Below are 18,463 nucleotides of genomic sequence, written 5' to 3' on the forward strand. Positions count from 1 at the left end.
GCCGGGCGCCCAGGTCGCCTCCCGCGACGGAGCTGGTGCGGCGGCCGACGCCGCCAGGGCGGTCGTCGCCCTGCCACCGGACCCGGCGGCGCGGCGACTCGCCCACCATGTCGCGCGCTATCTCGACCGTGCTCCGGTGCCGCTGCGCGATCCCGCCCCGGTGCCCGCACACGCCGCTGCCCGCCGCTTCCCGGACCGGATCTCCACTCAGGAGGCGTTCGGGGACCTGCTGCGGGATCTGCCGCGACTTGCCCCGCAGGCGGCGGCCGCGGTGGTCACGATCAGCACGCGGGCCGCCGATCCCGTGCTCGCCGGCTGGCTGGCCGCCGCCGGCGAACCCGCCGACGGCGCCACGGCGTCGTACGGCAACACCACCGACCCCGCCGGCAGGGCTGAACAGGCGATCATCGCCCCAACCCGCGCGGCTGGCCCGCCGGCGAACGGTGTGCCCACAGCGGCGAGCAGCGCGGCGTCCGGCGGCATGGGCAGCAGCGGCAGTCTGGGCAGCGGCAGCGGTCTGGGCAGCAGTAGCAGCGGCTTGGGCCTTGAGCGCAATGCCGGCGGGATGAGGGGCGTTACCGACCTGATGCGGCCGGGCGGCGCGGACGACGGCGGCGACGACGATGGCGACGGCGACGCCCCGGCGGGGCGGCACGTGGCCGGTGGCCTGTCGGCGGCGGCGTTCGGCGGGGTCCTCGGCTCGCTGGGGGTGGCCTGGAGCCGGCAGGGCCTGCCGCTGCTGCCGATCGGGGTCGCCGACGAGGTGTCGGCAGGTCGGGTGCTGCCCGGCTGGCTCGCCGGCGGCAGCGCCGATGCCCGCTCCGTGCTGGCGGTGGCGGACACCGGACTCGACCCGGTCACCCGCGCCCTGGCCTGGAACGGCGGCGACGGCGCCCCGGCCGGGATCGCGACGACCTGGGTGCCGGCGTTCGCCCACGATCTTGCGTGGTGCCTGCTGGCGGGGCTCGGCCGGCTGGCCCGACTCGACGGCGCCTCCAGCCTGATTCAGCTCTCCGCCCGCCCGGTGGACCAGCGGCTCGCCGAACTTCCGGTGGACGCCGACGGCTGGCGCCGCCGTCGCGCCCTGGTGCTCGCCGGCGGCTACCGACTGCACGAGGGCGGGCCGGCAGCCGCGATCACCCTGGTCGGTGTCGGCCCGGTCATGCCGGAGGTGCTGCACGCCGCGGCGCAGTTGCGCGCCGGGCTCGGCCAGGAGGTGAGCGTGGTCTGCCTGACCTCGCCGGGAGCCGTCTTCCAGGCGCTGCAGGCCCGCCGCGGATTGGCCGAGGGGTCGGACGCGCTGCTCGCCGAACTCTTCCCGGTCGACCGGCGGGGTCCGATGGTCACGGTCGTCGACGGCGATCCGCGTGCACTGAGTTTCCTCGCGGGCGTGCACGGCGATCCGATCTCGACGCTCGGCTCGGCCGCGCCGCCGCCGGAGTCCGCCGGGGCCGCGGCCCGATCGGGGGCCGTACCGGTCACGGTGGAGGTGATCGTCGGAACGGCGCTGGACCTGCTCGACGAGGCGGCGAGCGCCGGCTGACCGACGCGGTGGGCCGACCTGGGGCACCTACGCCCGCCGGTCGGCCCGCAGCGGTCGGTCGCGTCAGACGCCAACCGCGTGGACGCCGCCGTCGACGTGGACGATCTCGCCGGTGGTCGCCGGGAACCAGTCCGACAGCAGCGCCACGCAGGCCTGGGCCGCGGGCGTCGTGTCGTGGACGCTCCAACCCAGCGGCGCCCGGCCGTCCCAGACGTCCTCGAACTGGCTGAAGCCCGGGATGCTCTTGGCTGCCATCGTGCGCAGCGGGCCGGCCGCCACCAGGTTCACCCGGACGCCGCGCGGGCCAAGATCGCGGGCGAGGTAACGGGCCGTGGACGCCAGTCCCGCCTTGGCGACACCCATCCAGTCGTAGGACGGCCAGGCGACGGAGGCGTCGAAGTCGAGGCCCACCACCGACGCCCGTTCCCCGAACAGAGGCAGGGTCGCCCGGGTCAGGGAGGCCAACGACCAGGTCGACACCTGCAGGGCGGTGCCGACCTCGGACCAGGCGGCCTCGACGAACGGTTTGCCGCCGAGGACCGACTCGGGGGCGAAACCGATCGCGTGCAGCACCCCGTCCAGGCCGTCGACGTGCTCGAGCACCCGCCCGGCGAGACCGGCCAGCTGCTCCTCGTCGGTGACGTCCAGCTCGACGACCGGCGCCTCGGCGGGCAGGCGCTTGGCAATCCGCCGGGTCAGCGACAGGCCACGGCCGAATCCGGAGAGAACCACCTGCGCGCCCTGTTCCTGTGCGATGCGGGCAACGCTGAACGCGATCGATGCTTCCGTGAGAACACCGGTGACGAGAACGCGCTTACCTTCGAGAAGTCCGCTCATGGGCCGCATCCTGCCAAACATGGCCGCCCGAGTGGGCACACCCGGGCCCGGAAGTCTGCCCCCGTTCCGGTCCGACGCCGCTGCGGCCGGCGAACGGCCCACGGAGCGCCCCAGCCGATATCGAGGGAACGTGGACCAACTGTTGCGGGTTCGTCGATACGGGGCCGCCGGCCGGTGATCAGGAGCGGCTCAGCCGGCGGCGGGTGGTGCGGGTCACCGGCTCGACGAAACGAGCGGCCAGCGGGCCGATAATCGCCATGAGCAGCACATAGCAGGCGGCGAGGGGCCCCAGTTTCGGTTCGATGCCGGCCGCCACGGCGAGACCGGCGATCACGATCGAGAACTCGCCCCGCGCGACGAGGGCCGCGCCCGCCCGGAACCGGCCCATCGTCCCAATCCCGGCGGAGCGGGCCGCCCACCACCCCGTCATGACCTTTGTCACGACGCCGGCGAGCGCCAACAGCGACCCGGCGAGCAGCGCCGGCGGAATGTCGGCGGGGGCCGTCTGCATCCCGAAGAAGACGAAGAAGACGGCCGCGAACAGGTCCCGCAGCGGCCGGAGCACCTCCTGCGCCCCCTCGGCCACGGGACCGGACAGGGCGATGCCGACGAGGAAGGCACCGACGGCGGAGGACACCTGCATCCGCTGGGCGAGCCCGGCCACGAGCAGCGCCAGCCCCAGCGCTCGCAGCAGCAGGACCTCGTCGTCGCGGTCCGCCGACGGGTTGAACACCAGGCGGGTCACCTTGTCGCTGTGTCGCAGCGCGACGTAGAGGACGGCGACGAGCAGGCCGAGGGCGATCGCCACCGTCAGCGACCCGCGGGCGAAACTGTGGTGGGCCAGCAGCGCGGTCAGGATCGGCAGGTACACGGCCATCGCCAGGTCCTCGAGCACGAGGACGGACAGCACGACCGGCGTCTCCCGGTTACCGAGCCGGCCGAGATCGCCGAGGACCTTCGCGACGATCCCGGACGAGGAGATCGCCGTCACCCCGCCGAGAACCACCGCCGCCGTCGGACCCCAGCCCAGGACGAAGGCCGCCACGACGCCCGGGGTGGCGTTCAGGACGAGGTCGAGGACCCCGGCGCGGGCCTGTTTACGCAGGCCGGACAGCAGCTCGCCGGCGGTGTACTCCAGACCGAGGGTAAGCAGCAGCAGGACGACGCCGATCTCGGCACCGACGCTGATGAACTCCTCGCTGGCGCCGAGCGGCAGCAACCCGCCGTGACCGAACGCCAGACCACCGACGAGGTAGAGCGGGATGGGGGAGATTCCGACGCGCAGCGCCAGATGTCCGAGGATGCCAAGGGAGAACAGAACCCCCCCGAGCTCGAGAAAGGTCGTCCCGGTGGAATGCACGCGATCCGGCCAGCCCGCTCGTCAGCCGGACTGGAGCAACGCAGCGACGGACGCCGTGTTCTCCGGGGTCCCGACGACGACCACGATGTCCCCGGCCTCGAACCGGAAGTCCGGCCGGGGGGAGGCGTGGACGATCTGGTCGCGGACGACGGCGACGATGGAGGCGCCGGTGCGGGTGCGGGCCTGGGTGTCTCCCAGCGGGCGGCCCTCGAAGGGCGAGTCGGGCAGGATCGCGATCTGCTCGCCGACCAGCCCGGCGAACGCGCTGCTGATGTCGGCCAGCTTCTCGACGATGTGCGGCGCGCCCAGCAGCTCCGAGAGCACGTCGCTCTCCTCCGCCGTGAGCGGGATGGAGTCCCGGGACGAGTCGGGATCGTCGGGATCGTAGATCACAAGATCACGGCGTCCGTGATGATGGGACACGACCCCCAGCCGACGTCCGCTGCGCGTTGGGAAGTCGTGCCGCAACCCGATGCCAGGGAGCGCGGTCTCCTCGATCTCCACAACAACCCTCTCCGCGCCTTGTTGGCCCGCTCGTCCGCAGGAAGCTCCTGGTGAGCCGCCTTATGCCACCCTAACGAACGATCCGCAGACGCCTCTGGTTCGCCGTAGCCGCACCAGAACACGAAAGCCGCGGTGACACTGCGAGAGTCGATCGTCACCGGCGTCCCTGTCGAAGCCCGGGCGGCGGGCGCGATGCCCGGCGACGTCACGCAACGCCGCGGGCGGGAGCGCGGCTCAGATCACGGAGCCGGTCTCGGCGATTCGGGCCACGATTGTGGTGCGCGGCGCGTTGCTACGGGGTAGCGATGACGACGTCGATGGCATCGGGACGGTACCCGTCCGGGCAACACGGTCAGAACCGGCGCCAGGAACCGGCCATCAGCACCTGCTAACGGCAGGACACGCCAGGAACCGCCAGGAACCACCCGCACCTGTCAGGAAGTCAGCACCTGCTAGGAACCGCCAGGAACCGCCTTGGACCCGTGGGGACCTGTGCGCAACCCGTCCCCCCCGTCCCCGCCCCACCCCGTCCAGGGAGAGTCGCCACCTGTGCTGACCCAAAGCGCCCGACTGCTGCGCAGGATCGCCCTCACCGTCCTGGGGATCGTGGTCCTCGGCGTCGGCATCGCGATGCTCGTCCTGCCCGGTCCGGGCTTCCTCGTGGTCGCCCTCGGGTTCTTCATCCTGAGCCTGGAGTACGAATGGGCGCGCAGCCGCTTCGAACGGACCCGGCGCAAGGCGGCCGACCTCGCCGACCAGGCCGCCGCCAACCGGTTCTCCTCGGCGTTCACGATCGTGTTCGGGCTCGGCATGGTCGCCGCGGGCATCGCCTGGATCGTCGTCGAAACCCTGCCGGCCTCCTCGCCCTGGACCGGCGGGAGCCTGATCTTCAGCGGACTCGTCGTGCTGGCGACGATGATCGTCAGCCTGTGGCAGGCGAAGCAGGCGCGTGATGCCGGCCTGCCCACTCCCGCCGAGCTCCTCGATGAGCGCGAGCAGGAGGAGCGGGCGGACACGGAGCCCGACGGGGACTCGAAGCCCGACGGAGATTCAGAGCCCGACGGGGACTCGCCGAAGCGCGCCGGTGAGGCGACGCAGGACCCGGCGGGGCGTCCCGGCTGATCCCCGCCGCCCGGGATCCGCCGCCCGGGACCCGGGACCCGGGTGTCACTGGCCCTGGGTCTCCTGGCTCATGCCCATCACGCCCGCCTGGTCGTGCACGCACTTGTACAGCGCCGCGCGGTCGGCCGTCGACGCCTTCGCGACGTCGTAGCGCAGCGGATACGCCCTGCTGACGGCGAGGTTGTTGCGGTCCTTCGGTTCCTGGATCGCCCGGCCCACCGAGGGACAGGCGGCGCGCACGGCCTCCTTCTGCGCCGTCGTCGCCTCCGGGGTGAAGTAGACGACGGCCTCCTGCTTGGGGGGTGGCCCGCTCACCGTCGCGTAGATTCCGAACGCGATCAGACCGACGGCCGCAAGGGTGATCGCCACCACCGCCGTGCGGCGCCGCGGGTCGACCAGATACCGCACGGCACGGGTAGCAGCGGTAGCGGTGGGCGGCGAAGTGGCCACGTCGTGAGTCCTGTCACATCGGGGAAAGAATTCTGGTCCGGATTACGGGTGGACCACCACGAAGTCCGGACCCCCAAACTAGCCGGCCGGCGCAGTCCGTAAGGTGAACGCCTTTGTGAGGCTCGGCGACGTCCGCCACGTGTGACCGCCTCCCCCGCCCGGCCCACCTGCCGGGCGGGGGGCGCGCGCCCGCCCCCGGGTACGCGCCACCGGCACACCGTCGACCGGCGGCGCCCGCCCACGATCGGGCCCAACGACGGGCCACTCGCGATAGGCCACATCCGATGACGCCGGGAAACGGCGTTCATCCCACATCCGGCGATCATCACCGTCCGATGATCGCGACCAGCGAACCATGGGAACGAGGAACAGGTCGTGCCATCCCTGATCGAGGACTACGCGCTGATCGGCGACACCCACTCTGCGGCACTCGTGGCGCGCACGGGCTCGATCGACTGGCTGTGCCTGCCCCGGTTCGACTCGCCGTCCTGCTTCGCCGCGTTGCTCGGTGACGCCGACGACGGGCACTGGCAGATCGCCCCGGTCGAGCCGGTCCTCGGTGTCAGCCGCCGCTACCGGGGCGACACTCTGGTGCTGGAGACGGACATGACCACCGCCTCCGGCACCGTGCGCATCGTCGACGCAATGTTCCCCCACGCCGGCACCCACACGGTGCTACGCCTCGTCGAGTGTCTCGAGGGCGCCGTCCACATGCGCTCCGAAACCCGGTTCCGCTTCGACTACGGCTCGATCGTGCCGTGGGTGCGCCGCGTCGACGAGCACACCATGTCCGCCGTCGCCGGTCCCGACGCCGTCACCCTGCGCACCACCGCCCCGATGGAGGGGCACGACATGGCCACCTACGCCGACTTCCACGTCGCGGCCGGCCAGTCGGTGCCCTTCTCGCTGACCTGGACGCCGTCGCACCAGACGCCACCGCCGGTCCACGACGTCCGCCGCATGATCACCCTCACCGAGGCGTGGTGGTCGGACTGGATGGCCGGCTGCACCTACGACGGTCAGTGGCAACCCGCCGTGCGCCGCTCGCTGATCACCCTCAAGGCCCTGACCTACGCCCCGACCGGCGGCATCGTCGCGGCCGTCACCACGTCGCTGCCGGAGCACATCGGCGGGGTGCGCAACTGGGACTACCGCTACTGCTGGCTGCGCGACGCGACCATCACCCTGCTCGCCCTGCTCGACGCCGGGTTCACCAGCGAGGCGACCGCCTGGCGGGAATGGCTGCTGCGGGCGGTCGCGGGCGACCCGTCCCGGGTCCAGATCATGTACGGCGTCGGGGGAGAACGCCGGCTGCCCGAGTACGAGGTGCCCTGGCTCGCCGGCTACGAGAACTCCTCCCCCGTCCGGGTCGGCAACGCCGCCGTCGACCAGTTCCAGCTCGACGTCTACGGCGAGGTCCTCGACGCCCTGCACGTCGCGCGGGTCGCGGTTGCCAACCGGCGGCCGTCCGTGCCCGGACTCGTCCTGCCCGGCGGCCAGGCGATCGCCGACCAGCACGGCGACGACTCCTGGCCGCTGCAGACCAAGCTGATGGACTTCCTGGAGACCGGCTGGCGCAAGACCGACGAGGGCATCTGGGAAGTCCGCGGACCACGCCGGCACTTCGTCCACTCGAAGGTGATGGCCTGGGTCGCGGCCGACCGGGCCGTCCGCGGCATCGTGGAGTCCGGCCTGCCCGGCCCCGTGGAGCGCTGGTCCGCGCTGCGCGACGAGATCCACACCGAGGTCTGCGCACGGGGCTTCGACTCGGACCGCAACACCTTCACCCAGTTCTACGGCTCCCGCGAGCTCGACGCGGCGCTGCTGTACATGCCACTGGTCGGCTTTCTGCCGGCAACTGATCCCCGGGTAGTCGGCACGGTCGCCTCGATCGAACGGGAACTGATGGAGGACGGTTTCGTCCTGCGCTACCCGACCGCCGAGGACGGCGCCGTCGACGGGCTGCCCGCCGGCGAGGGCGCCTTCCTCGCCTGCACCTTCTGGCTCGCCGACAACTACGCGCTGTCCGGACGGGTGCACGAGGCTCAGGAGCTGTTCGAACGCCTGCTGTCACTGCGCAACGACGTCGGACTGCTCGCCGAGGAGTACGATCCCCGGCTCGGGCGAATGACCGGCAACTTCCCGCAGGCGTTCAGCCACGTGCCGCTGGTCAACACTGCGCGCACGCTCACCGACGCGCTGCGCGGGGTGCCCCGCTCGCGCACCGACCGCGCACACCCGCCGGGCCACTTCTTCGGGTGATTGCTCGGCTGATTGCTCGGCTGAGTGGTCCGGCGGCCGCGCGACCCAGCGGGTCGTGAGGCCGCCGAGTCGCGCCGCGCCGGGTTGTGCGTGCGTGCCAGTGCCGTGCGTGCGTGCCAGTGCCGTGCGTGCGTGCCAGTGCCGTGCGTGCGGTGCCGAGTTCGCCGTACGGGCCGCCAGCCGGACTACCGGCTCGTCACACACCGTGCATGCCGATACTTGTTCCGTACTGTCGGCGTGGCGGGAAACTCCAGCCGATCGACGAGGAGCAGGGGGCGGGGCGTGGCAGGTCGAATCGCGGTGATCGGCGGCGGCATACTCGGATTGGCGGTGGCCCGGCGTCTTGGCCAGGTCGAACCGGGAGCGACGGTGACCGTGTTCGAAAAGGAGCCCGACGTCGCCCGGCATCAGACCGGACGCAACAGCGGCGTCGTCCACGCCGGCCTCTACTACGTCCCGGGCTCGCTGAAGGCCACCCTGTGCCGGCGCGGCGTCGGCCTGCTGCGCGAGTTCTGCGACACCCACGACATCCGCTATGACGAGTGCGGCAAGGTCGTCGTAGCGGTCGATGACAGCGAACTGGAGCGGCTGGCCGCGATCGAGAAGCGCGCGCTGGCCAACGGAGTCCCCCGGACGCGCATGCTCGACGCCGCCGAGTTGCGGACAATCGAACCGCACGCCCGGGGGGTTGCCGCTCTGCACTCCCCCACCACCGCGATCGTCGACTATCCCGGAGTCGCGCAGGCGCTCCGCAAGGAGATCATCGCAGCGGGTGGCACGGTGCGTACCGGTGCCGAGGTGATCGGCGTCGACGAGCGGCCGGATGGGGTGCACCTGCGCCTGACCGTCGCCGGCTCCGCCAGCGCCCGCCCCAACGGCAATCACGAGGTGGCCTCCCAGGACGGCGGGCGGGTCTCGGTCGTCTCCGAGCGCGTCGGTCCATTTGATCTGCTGATCGCCTGCGCGGGGCTGCAGTCCGACCTGGTGGCAACCTTCACCGGCGAGAACCCCTCCCCTCAGATCGTCCCCTTCCGAGGTGACTACTGGCTGTTGCGCCCGCAGCGGCGGGATCTCGTCCGCGGGCTGATCTATCCGGTGCCGGATCCGCGGTACCCCTTCCTCGGCATCCACCTCACCAAGCGGATCGACGGGGAGGTCCTCGTCGGGCCCAACGCGGTGCTCGCCACCGCCCGCGAGGGCTACACGGTCGGCACCATCCAGGGCAGTGATCTGCGGCGGACCCTCACCTGGCCGGGCTTCCACAAGATGGCCAGGACGCACTGGAAGACCGGCGCGAAGGAGATCCTGCACACCGTCAGCAAGCGGGCGTTCGTCGCGGAGGCCCGGCGCTACGTGCCCGAGCTGCGGCCCACCGACGTGGTGCGCGGTCCGGCGGGTGTGCGTGCCCAGGCCGTGGCTCGGGACGGCAGCCTCGTCGACGACTTCGTCCTGTCGCACACCGGTCGGGTCGTCCACGTGCGCAACGCGCCGTCGCCGGGTGCAACCGCATCGCTCGCGATCGCCGAGCACATCGTGAGCAAGGTCGTTCCCGAACCGGCGAGCTGACACCCGCCACGCCGGGACGACACGGCGACAGACACGTCTGGGATCCCGGGGACCCGCATCCCGGATCCGGACCGTTCGATAGATGCGATCCTGGTCCCGTGAGTGTGACGCCGAGCCGCCAGGGTCGTGAGGTTCTCGCCGACGCGGTGGATGACAACCGTGCGGGAACCGACCTGGCCCGACGTTGGCGCGCAGCACGGCCGGCCTCAACCGTGACTCACCTGGACGCGGCTGCCGCCGGCCGGCCCAGCCAGGCGACCCTCGACGCCCAGATCTCTCATCTGCGGCGCGAAGGCGAACGTGGCGCGTATGTCGCCGAGATGGAAGCCTGCGAGGTTCTGCACTCCGCGCGGACGGCGCTCGCAGACCTCCTGGGACCCGGCCTCGGCCCCGACGAGGTCACCTTCCACCATTCGGCCAGCACCGCCTTTGCCGCCTTGCTCCCCGCGTGGCCCCTGTCTGCGGGCGCCAGAGTCGGAGTTCTCCCGAGCGAGTACGGCTCCAACATGCTCGTGCTCGAGGCCCGGGCAGGGCAGGCTCCACTCGAGTTGATCGATCTGCCCGTCGACCCGCAGGGCGTGATCGACCTCGACGTCCTCGACCGGGCGGGGATTCCCAGCCGCCGGGCAGACCGTCCGCTCGCGCTCGACGAGCTGGATCTCGTCGTCTTTCCGCATGTCCCCAGCCAACACGGCCTTGTGCAGCCGGCCGTCGAGATCGGCAGGCGCTGTGTCGCCGCCGGGGTGCCGCTCGTCCTCGACGTCGCCCAGTCCCTCGGCCAGATCGATGTCTCCGGCATCCACGCCAGCGCCTACGTGGGAACGTCACGCAAGTGGCTGTGCGGACCGCGGGGCACCGGCTTCCTCGCTGTGCGGGGGGACCTGGCCGAACGCATCAACGTCGCAGTTCCGAGTCTCTACAGCATGGGTCGAGGCAAGGACGGCCAGCCAGTTCCCCTGCCCGGGCTGGCCCGGCTGAGCATCGGTGAAGCCTCGATAGCCTCCCGGGTCGGTCTCGCCCAGGCGCTCTCCGAGCTGCTCGCCAGCGATCCCCCGCGCGTGTTCGCTCGTATCGTGTACCTCGCCTCCTACGCGCGACGCGTCCTGGACGGGGCCGGCGGCTGGCGGGTGCGCGAGTGGCCGGATTCGCCGACCGGCATCGTCACGCTGGAACCGCCCCCCGGCGTGGACCCCGTGGCCGTCCGCGATCGTCTCTACCGCCACGATGCGATCCTCACCAGCGCAATACCGGTCCAGCGAAGCCGTGATCTCGGAGGGCCGGTGCTGCGGGTGAGCGCCCACGTGTACAACGATCCGGCCGAGTTCGAACGGCTCGCCGCGGCGCTGAACCTCGAGCCAGGGAACTCGCCACGCGCCTGAGACGGACCACACGTCTCAGGCCGATTCCGGCGTGCTCCGCCCGGCAGGGGGCTGCGTGACGTCGAGATATGGCTCTGGCAGCACTCGGTAGGTCCGTCCCTCCGGGCTGGTCCACAGGAAGACGCCGGGCGTCGGCTGCTCGCACTTCCAGTCGGCGGCGGGGGGTTCGGCGCGGCCGCGGACGGCAGGCTCCGCCGGCGGCCGGCCCGGGCCAGCACCTCCGCTGTGCCTGTGTCGGGTCCGGCGTCGACGCCGGCTCTCGGCGTGCTTGAGGTGGTGGTGCCGGGCGCAGGCCGGACCGAGGTTCCCCTCCTCCGTGCGGCCGTTCGCCGCATGCGGCTTCGTATGGTCGATCTCGCAGTTGATCGCGGGCTTGCCGCAGCCCGGGAAGATGCAGTGACGGTTCCTCGCACGCACGGCCCGCGCGAGACCGGGCGAGGGGAAGCGCCGATCCCCTACCTCGACGACCTGGCCGTCCTGCGGATCAGTGAGTATCCGCCGCCAGGTCGACTTTGAGTCGGCGGCGAGTTCGCGGGCGAGCTCCGCCGGAATCGGGCCGTACCCGGCCAGCTCGCCCGGCTCGTCCGAGACTCCCATCAGGGTCGAGATCGGCACCACGACCTGCACCTCGGGGCGAACGCTGTGGCGGTCCTGTCCCATCAACAGGTCATAGAGGACATCGGCCCGGCGCTCGTCCAGCGTGCGCTTGTCCTCCGGATCGCCAGCCGCGAGACGGGCGAAGACGTCGACTCGGTGGTAAACCGCCACCATCCGTTCGGCAGGGAGCAGCGCACGCAACGTTCCCATGCCGTCCTCGCCATCGGTGATCCGCACGCAGCGCCCTCGCACCGCATGGCGATGACGGCGATTCGCACCCTGCGGATCGACCTTGAGCACCCGGCGTCGTACCGCGGCACGGAAAGCTGCATGGCTGGCCCGGCCTCCCCGCTCGAGGACAGCCCGCTCGACCGCTTCGGCCTGCGTGGCGCTCAGCGCCGCGGTCTGGCGGGCGAGGCTCTCCACCCGCAGCAGGTCGATGTCGCCCTCATGCAGAGCATGCAGACTCGCCGGCAGGCGGGTGCACACCTCGACCGCCAGCATGAGCCGGCGGTTCCCGAGGGCAGGCGCGACTCCGAGCTCGGCGGCCAGCTCCTCGCCCGCGAACTCGGTGAAGCGCCGCTCGTCCGGCTCGCCTTCCAGGCGCGGACGGTGCTCGGCGAACCGGGCCCGCACGGCAAGCTGCGCCGCCTGCAGCCGCGCGATCTGCCGTTCGAGGCGAACATCGAAGCGCAGACACTCGTCCGCGCTCAGCTCGCCGACGACCCGATCGAACACGCGCATCGCGCCGTGGCCGGGCGGGGTCTGCGCCTCGGCCTCTCCCTGGCTGGCGGCCGGCCGACTGACGTCGCGCTCACCTGGCTGCTCTGCTGGCATCGTCGCACCATCGCTTCCCTCGACGACGTATGGACACCACCCCACCCGGCCTCCGGTCGGAGGGGAGAGCTCGACGGGTATTCGAACTCGCGTTCGATCGTACGCTATCGTCGTCCGCATGAGAACGACCGCTGCGCCGCTCGGCCGGCCCCGCGCCGACGACCGGTCTCGCCCAGCAACTGCGCCCCGAGCGGCTGCACTGTCGCGTGCCAGACAAGGTCAGGTAGCCCGCGTGCACGTACCGCCACCCGCCTTTTCTGAGAGGGTGCGGCCATGTTCGGAGTGGTTCGCCCTTGCCGGCACCAGTTGTCAGGCGACCTGCAGGCGGCGTGGATGTCGCATCTCTGCGGGTTGTGCCTGACGCTGCGCGACCATCATGGCCAGTGGGCCCGTTTCGCCACGAACATGGACGCGGTACTCGTGTCGGTGCTCGTCGCCGCGCAGGCCGGCGCGCCGGCAGAACGCCGCAGGGCCGGGCCGTGTCCGTTCCGCTCGATGCGCCGGATCGAGGTGGCGGCATCCACTGAGGGGGGCCCGAGGCTGGCGGCCGCAGTGTCCCTCGCCGCGAGCGCGACCGCCGTCGGTGACCACATTGCCGACGGCGACGGTCTCCTGCGCCGCCGCCCCGCGGCCGCGATCGGGCAGCGGGTGGCCGATCGGGCCGGCGCAGCTGCCGAGCGCACCGGCTCCGGGGTGGGGTTCGGTGTCGCCCTGCTGGAACGCGAGGCGGCGGCGGGGCGCGCCCGTGAGGGCGGCGGCGCCAAGGGCAGGGCGGCGTTGTTGGACGCGCTGGCACCGACCGAGAGTGCGGTTTCCGCCGTCCTGTCGCACACCGCCGTCGTGGCCGGGTGCGACGACAACCGTGCGCCCCTGGCGGCGGTGGGGCGACACTTCGGCCGCGTCGTCCATCTGCTCGACGCTGTCACCGATCAGGCCGACGACGCCCGGTCGGGATCCTGGAACCCGCTGACGGCGACGGGAACCAGCCCGACCGACGCCCACCGCCTGTGCGAGGACGGCCGGCGGCACCTGCGGCATGCCTTGGCCGAGGTTCGGTTCACCGACACGGCCGATGCCCGGCTCGCCCGTCTCCTCTTCGGCGACGGGCTCGGTCATGCCGTCGACCGGGCCTTCGCGTCCACCGGACCGTCACCGGAGCCGGGCCGCCCCGGCCAGCGGCCGGATGGGCACCCCGACGGCCGGCCACCGCACCGCCGGCGGACGGGCTCGGCCTGCCTGGTTGCCGCCGGCATGTTCCTGACCTGCCAGATGTGCGGCGATTACACGTCACCGCTGGACGGGAAGCGAAAGGAGGGTCTGTGCGGCCGGGGCTGCGACTGCTGCGACTGCTGCGGGTCCTGCGGCGAGTGCGCGGAGTGCGGCTGCTGCGGATGCGACTGTGCTTGCTGAGACAGCCCGATGTGCCGACCTCGTTGCGGAAGGCGGAACCTGGTCGTGACATCTGGTAGGGATCTGCTGAAATGGTGAACGTCGCGCGAGCGGAGTCCCCGACGCTCCTCGCGGCCGGGGACGCCCCCACGTCCCCACTGGCGGGCACCGACGCCCGTACGGCCGTGTCGAGGTCTGTCATGGCCGCAAGTCCGGGAGAACGACTGGACCACCATGAACGCAGAGGACGACACGACGGTTTCCGACATCATCACGGTTGCGGCGGTCGACGATCATCCGATCGTGCTGCGCGGCCTCGCAGACCTGCTTCACGACGTCAAGGACTTCGACCTGATCGACACGGCCTGTTCCCTCGACGCACTGCTTGCGGGGCCTGGGCGACACGCACAGGTGGTCCTGCTCGATCTCGACCTCGGTGACGGCACCGAGCCGCCGGACAACCTCCGGCGGCTGCTCTCCAAAGAGCGGGCGGTGGTGGTGTTCAGCGCCGCGGCGGCGCCGGCCACCGTCCGGGATGCGATGCGCGCCGGCGCCTCGGGCTTCGTTCCGAAGACCGATGACGTCGAGGACCTGGCAACTGCGATCCGGGCGGCTGCCGGCGGCACCGGGTGGATCTCTCCGCAGCTTGCCTTCCTGCTCCTCACCGACGACTCTCCCGACAAGCCGGACCTGTCCCCGAAGGAGATCGAGGCACTGCGCCTGTATGCGACAGGGATGCCGCTGAAGACCGTGGCACGGAAGATGAATGTCTCCCCGGAGACCGCCAAGCAGTACATCGACCGGGTCCGCCAGAAGTACCGACGGGTCGGCCGAGACGCGGCGACAAAGGTCGACCTGTTCAAGCGAGCGATCGAGGACGGTCATCTCGACCGCCGTGCCGAGGGGATGGCCTGACCGAGGCGTCAGAACCACCGAACCAACCAACCTTGGGGGTGGCGCTCGGCCGCCTCATCCGAGGCCGACCCGACTCCAACGGACTCGAAAAAGCGCAGTGGGCGCCGACACCCCCATGTCAGCGCCCACTACCCCGACACACTCCGAATCCCCGTATCCGGTGCGTGCCCTCACGCCACCCCCCGCGTGGCGTGAGGGCGCGCGATCCGGTCAAGTGCGGAACATCTGCGGCACGTCCCCCGACCGAGCCTCGCTGCTCCCCCCGTGTGCCCTTGACCTCCTTCATCGTGCCTGGTGTCGTGGTTGTCGTCATGACCCCAAATCCACCGAACCGGGTGTCCCCCCATTGGGGGTCACAGACCCCACGATCGGGCCACAGCAAACTCAGGGATCAAGACGAAGGGTCGGCCGCCGATCAACGCCGCAGCTCGCCGCCGCCAGCCGCGGGCTTATACGCGAATCGCGCAACCACGCCAGCCAGAAGAACAATAAAACCACCACAGGCAATGACCCACAATCCGGGGCCGACCGTGGTCGCCGTACGCAGCCCGCTGTCGACGAACGGACCTCCCCGGTACAGCTGGACGAGGTCAATCGCCGCGCTCAGCAGGACCATGAGCCCCGTCATGGTGGCAAGCATGCGCCCCCACTGCCTGCGTCCGGCGGCGAGGAGCAGACCCGCGACCACGGCGAGGATGCCGAGAAGCACCATCAGTCGCCCATGCTGGTCGGGGTCGGTTCCTCGCACGGTGAACTCCACGAACCCGTAGGCACGCACTGTCGCCCACCGCATCCCGGCTGCGATGATCACAACTATGCCGGCGCAAACGGCCAGCGGGCCAGGTAGCCAGGCGCAGTGGGACACGAACCACTGTGACCGCGAGCGCTCGGCCGGACCCGCCGTCCGCGCCGACGCCGACACAGACGCCGCCGCCGCCGACGCGGGGACCGGCGAGGGCGGATCCCACGGATGTGCGCGGGACGCGTCGGGCGATGACCGTGTGCCCGGCGTGCCGCCGCCAGCCGCCGCGCCGACCTGCGGCGTCGCCGGGGAGATCGGACCGGATCCCGCCCGGGACCAGGCGGGATCAGCCGTCGCCGCGGCCCGTGCTCGCCACGCCCGCAGCTCCGCCGCGACTTTCGCCGTACGGTCGTCATCCCCGGGCGGGCGTGGGCCGGCGACGGACGGTGTCGTCCCGCCGTCCCCCGCGTCGCCCCGGGTGCCGCCCCCGGCGCCCCCGAGTGCACCGTCACCGCCCGGACGGGCCCACGGACTCTGCTGTTGACCGGTCACCCACGCCACCACCGTCCGACACCCCGGGAGGGGTCTGACGACCACCCCGCACGGTCGTATCACGCGTGGAAGCCGTCCGCATGGTCGCGGGACAGAACCCACCAAACCGGGCGGGTCATCGCCGGAGGCCACCTCCGGCCGGTGCCGCCCGCCGCTGCAGCAGTCCGGCCCCGATGAGGGCGAGGATGCCGGACCCGAGCGTCAACATGATCCCGTTCTGCGGATGGATGGAGATCACGTCCGCCGAGATGGCCCGAAAGGACGCGAGTGTCGGCGGTCCGTAGGCCCGATCGAGCCCGGCGATCACCACGATCAGAATCGCGATTATGCGGGCGGCCAGGACGTCTGCGGCGCCACCGCCGATCGGCCGGCGCGCGAGCCGCGCCGCAGCCACGACCCCCAGGATGACGGCCAGGACGAGGACCAGCCGGCCGTCCCCGACGACGATGCCGCTGAAGGTGCGAGTCTCGTCCGCGCTGGACATCTCGCTCCACGGAAGAACGCTGCCGATGACACAGCCCACCGCGCCGACGATCATCGCCAGCGCGGCCGCCGGTCGCGTCCGGCCCGGCGCCGTCGCGGGCCCGGTCACGGCCTGGCCGGCCGCCCCGAGCCGTTGCGGCGGTTCGTCGGCGCCCGGCGTCGGACCTACCGAGCCGGGCCGCTGCCCCCGACCCCGAACCGCGCCACGGACAGGACCCGAGGAGGTCCGGTCCGGATCGGCGGACTCGTCAGGCCGGGGCACCTCGCGCTCCGGCGCCACGACCGGCCCGGCGGCTGCGTCGTGCTCGTGTGAGCGGGGCAGCGTGGCAGAACCGCGACCGCCCCCGAACGCCCCTGACGCGTCAAACGCCTCAAACGCCTCGGAGACCTCGGACGCCTCCGGGGCCCTGTGCTGCCCCGGATCCGCGAGACGCCAGCCGTCTTCGGTCACCGCGAACCGCTTCACGGCGTCGCCGTGATCTTCGCTTCCGCGATCTCGGCGCAGCTCGACGCGCATGGTCGGCGGGTCGAGCGCTGCCTGTGCGGTCGGCAGCCGGGCCGTGCCGGCGCCGACACGGCTCCCGGCGGCGCTTCCGTCCGCCGGTTCAGTCGCGTCGCCGATGCCACGGGCGGGTGCGTGTTGTGGTTCTGCAGTGCCCTGCCGAGTCGGTCGGACGACGTCCGGGGCGCTGGCGCTGGTGTGGGCCGAGGCGTCCCGTGCCGGCGACCGCGCCATGGGCATATCACCGCCGCGTTCGTCCGCGCGCCTCGGCAGCGGATCGGGAATCCTGTCGGCAGCCGGGCTCTGATCAGGCCCGCGGCCTCGGGACAATCCGTCCGTTCGGCCGGCCGACTGGCGATCCCCGACGTCGCGTTCGCCGGATGGCCGGCCCGCGACATCGCGTTCGCCGGACAGCCGGCCCGCTCTCGCGTCGACGGACCGGACGGGCGATCGTGGCGCCTCGCGCTCGAACCACGTGGGTCGAGCCGCGGCGTCCACCGGCGCGGCGGCGGACTGAAGCGGCGACGCCGGGGCCTCGGCGGGTGCAGCGACATCGGTTCTCGCCGGCGGCACAGGCGGTGCAGGCGGCACAGGCGGCACGGACGTGACGGGCGGCACGGACGGCACGGGCATGACGCCCTTCGACCGCCCCAGGTCTCCTCCCGCCGCGGCGGGGGGATGCGGCGGCGGCGCGGCGCGGGGTGGAGTAGCGGTGCGCGGCGGGTCGGCCCACTGGCTGGCAGCCGGTCGGATCTGCGGTGTCCACGGCTGTTGATCGACGGGGTGCGGCGACTGGCTTCGGCCCGGCGCGGGCGCCGGGCCAGGCCCGGGGGGCGGCGCATGGAGGTTCCGGTCCACGTCGCGGTCAACACGCGACGGCTTCAGGGCCCCGCCGCCCTCGCCCCGTGACCATTGAGCAGCACCGGAAGGAGACCCGTCCGACGCGCGGTGGTCGGCCGAGCCAGCCTGATCCGTGGTCGCCGGCCGTGCCCGAGATCCGTTACCCGCGCCTCCTGCCGGTTCGACCGCGCCGTTGCCCGCCGGTACGGCCGCGCCGCCTGCGTCGGGCCGGCCAGTACGGGGCACCGACCCCGGCGCCGATGGTCTGCCGGGAGCCCCGGACGACGGCGAGCCGGCCGAGCCACCGGACACACCCGACGACGACGCCCCAGCCGCCTCGGACGGGCGCGCCGGTGCGCGGGATCTGGCTCCCGCGTCCTCGCGCCCGCCGCCGAAGGCACCCCCAGCGCCCCCACCGCCAGCACCGCCACCGCCGGCACCGCCAGCACTGCCACTGCCACTGCCAGCACCAGCACCAGCACCAGCACCGCTAACGCCGGCACCAGCGACCCCGACGCCACCGGCAGCGCCCTGACGCCCACCGCCGACGCCACGCACGCCGGCCGCGCCCCCGCCTGGCGGG

General features: G+C 72.2%; 13 protein-coding genes and 1 pseudogene. 7 read left to right on the top strand and 7 right to left on the bottom strand.

The features are described 5' to 3' along the window. Positions 1-1,543 (top strand): annotated as a pseudogene (locus ND748_RS10355) (pyruvate dehydrogenase); the annotation flags it as partial. 63 nt (positions 1,544-1,606) lie between these two features. Here ND748_RS10355 and fabI read toward each other — a convergent pair. The 3 genes from fabI to ND748_RS10370 form a co-directional block, all read right to left on the bottom strand. Then, entirely contained in the window at positions 1,607-2,380 is a 774-nt protein-coding gene (fabI, locus tag ND748_RS10360; RefSeq protein WP_251745461.1) for an enoyl-ACP reductase FabI, read from the bottom strand. A 178-nt stretch (positions 2,381-2,558) separates the two neighbouring features. Further along, positions 2,559-3,740, bottom strand: coding sequence for a cation:proton antiporter (locus ND748_RS10365; protein WP_251745462.1), 1,182 nt, complete (start codon positions 3,738-3,740; stop codon positions 2,559-2,561). A gap of 21 nt (positions 3,741-3,761) precedes the next feature. Continuing rightward, entirely contained in the window at positions 3,762-4,244 is a 483-nt protein-coding gene (locus ND748_RS10370; protein WP_251745463.1) for a cation:proton antiporter regulatory subunit, read from the bottom strand. Between the two features lie 549 nt (positions 4,245-4,793). Here ND748_RS10370 and ND748_RS10375 point away from each other — a divergent pair. Continuing rightward, positions 4,794-5,366 carry a PGPGW domain-containing protein gene (locus ND748_RS10375; RefSeq protein ID WP_251745464.1) on the top strand — a complete coding sequence of 191 codons (573 nt, stop codon included), beginning with the start codon at positions 4,794-4,796 and terminating at the stop codon, positions 5,364-5,366. 45 nt (positions 5,367-5,411) lie between these two features. Here the strand turns inward: ND748_RS10375 and ND748_RS10380 are convergent, their stop codons facing one another. After that, positions 5,412-5,816 carry a hypothetical protein gene (locus tag ND748_RS10380; protein ID WP_251745465.1) on the bottom strand — a complete coding sequence of 135 codons (405 nt, stop codon included), beginning with the start codon at positions 5,814-5,816 and terminating at the stop codon, positions 5,412-5,414. Positions 5,817-6,191: 375 nt separating this feature from the next. Here ND748_RS10380 and ND748_RS10385 point away from each other — a divergent pair, with 375 nt between their 5' ends. From ND748_RS10385 to ND748_RS10395, 3 genes are all read left to right on the top strand, one after another. Then, positions 6,192-8,078, top strand: a complete 1,887-nt coding sequence (locus ND748_RS10385; protein WP_251745466.1) for a glycoside hydrolase family 15 protein — start codon at positions 6,192-6,194, stop codon at positions 8,076-8,078. A 282-nt stretch (positions 8,079-8,360) separates the two neighbouring features. Beyond that, positions 8,361-9,644: an L-2-hydroxyglutarate oxidase gene (locus ND748_RS10390; protein WP_251745467.1), complete on the top strand. Its 1,284-nt coding sequence runs from the start codon at positions 8,361-8,363 to the stop codon at positions 9,642-9,644. 212 nt (positions 9,645-9,856) lie between these two features. Continuing rightward, positions 9,857-11,023 (top strand): aminotransferase class V-fold PLP-dependent enzyme, encoded by a 1,167-nt coding sequence (locus ND748_RS10395; RefSeq protein ID WP_251745468.1) that lies wholly within the window; start codon positions 9,857-9,859, stop codon positions 11,021-11,023. 15 nt (positions 11,024-11,038) lie between these two features. Here the strand turns inward: ND748_RS10395 and ND748_RS10400 are convergent, their stop codons facing one another. After that, positions 11,039-12,457, bottom strand: coding sequence for an HNH endonuclease signature motif containing protein (locus tag ND748_RS10400; RefSeq protein ID WP_251745469.1), 1,419 nt, complete (start codon positions 12,455-12,457; stop codon positions 11,039-11,041). Positions 12,458-12,730: 273 nt separating this feature from the next. On the opposite strand from ND748_RS10400, the gene ND748_RS10405 reads away from it, so the two are divergent. Together ND748_RS10405 and ND748_RS10410 are read left to right on the top strand one after the other, a co-directional pair. Continuing rightward, a complete protein-coding gene (locus ND748_RS10405) occupies positions 12,731-13,867 on the top strand; it encodes a DUF5685 family protein (protein WP_251745470.1) in 1,137 nt (378 codons plus the stop codon). A 213-nt stretch (positions 13,868-14,080) separates the two neighbouring features. After that, on the top strand, positions 14,081-14,761 hold the full coding sequence (locus ND748_RS10410) for a response regulator transcription factor (RefSeq protein WP_251745471.1): 681 nt from the start codon (positions 14,081-14,083) through the stop codon (positions 14,759-14,761). Positions 14,762-15,176: 415 nt separating this feature from the next. On the opposite strand, the gene ND748_RS10415 is transcribed toward ND748_RS10410, so the two are convergent. Both ND748_RS10415 and ND748_RS10420 read right to left on the bottom strand, forming a co-directional pair. Further along, positions 15,177-15,509 carry a hypothetical protein gene (locus ND748_RS10415; RefSeq protein WP_251745472.1) on the bottom strand — a complete coding sequence of 111 codons (333 nt, stop codon included), beginning with the start codon at positions 15,507-15,509 and terminating at the stop codon, positions 15,177-15,179. 661 nt (positions 15,510-16,170) lie between these two features. Beyond that, complete coding sequence (locus tag ND748_RS10420; protein ID WP_251745473.1) at positions 16,171-16,800, bottom strand: hypothetical protein; 630 nt, start codon at positions 16,798-16,800, stop codon at positions 16,171-16,173. Positions 16,801-18,463 lie beyond the last annotated feature (1,663 nt).

The sequence above is a fragment of the Frankia sp. AiPs1 genome, from assembly GCF_023716945.1.
Classification (GTDB): Bacteria; Actinomycetota; Actinomycetes; order Frankiales; family Frankiaceae; genus Frankia.

What these genes read in the sequence shown, in the direction of transcription:
- ND748_RS10400 (WP_251745469.1), bottom strand. Translation starts at nt 12,457, where the DNA reads ATGCCAGCAGAGCAGCCAGGTGAGCGCGACGTCAGTCGGCCGGCCGCC.
- fabI (WP_251745461.1), bottom strand. Translation starts at nt 2,380, where the DNA reads ATGAGCGGACTTCTCGAAGGTAAGCGCGTTCTCGTCACCGGTGTTCTC.
- ND748_RS10405 (WP_251745470.1), top strand. Translation starts at nt 12,731, where the DNA reads ATGTTCGGAGTGGTTCGCCCTTGCCGGCACCAGTTGTCAGGCGACCTG.
- ND748_RS10410 (WP_251745471.1), top strand. Translation starts at nt 14,081, where the DNA reads ATGAACGCAGAGGACGACACGACGGTTTCCGACATCATCACGGTTGCG.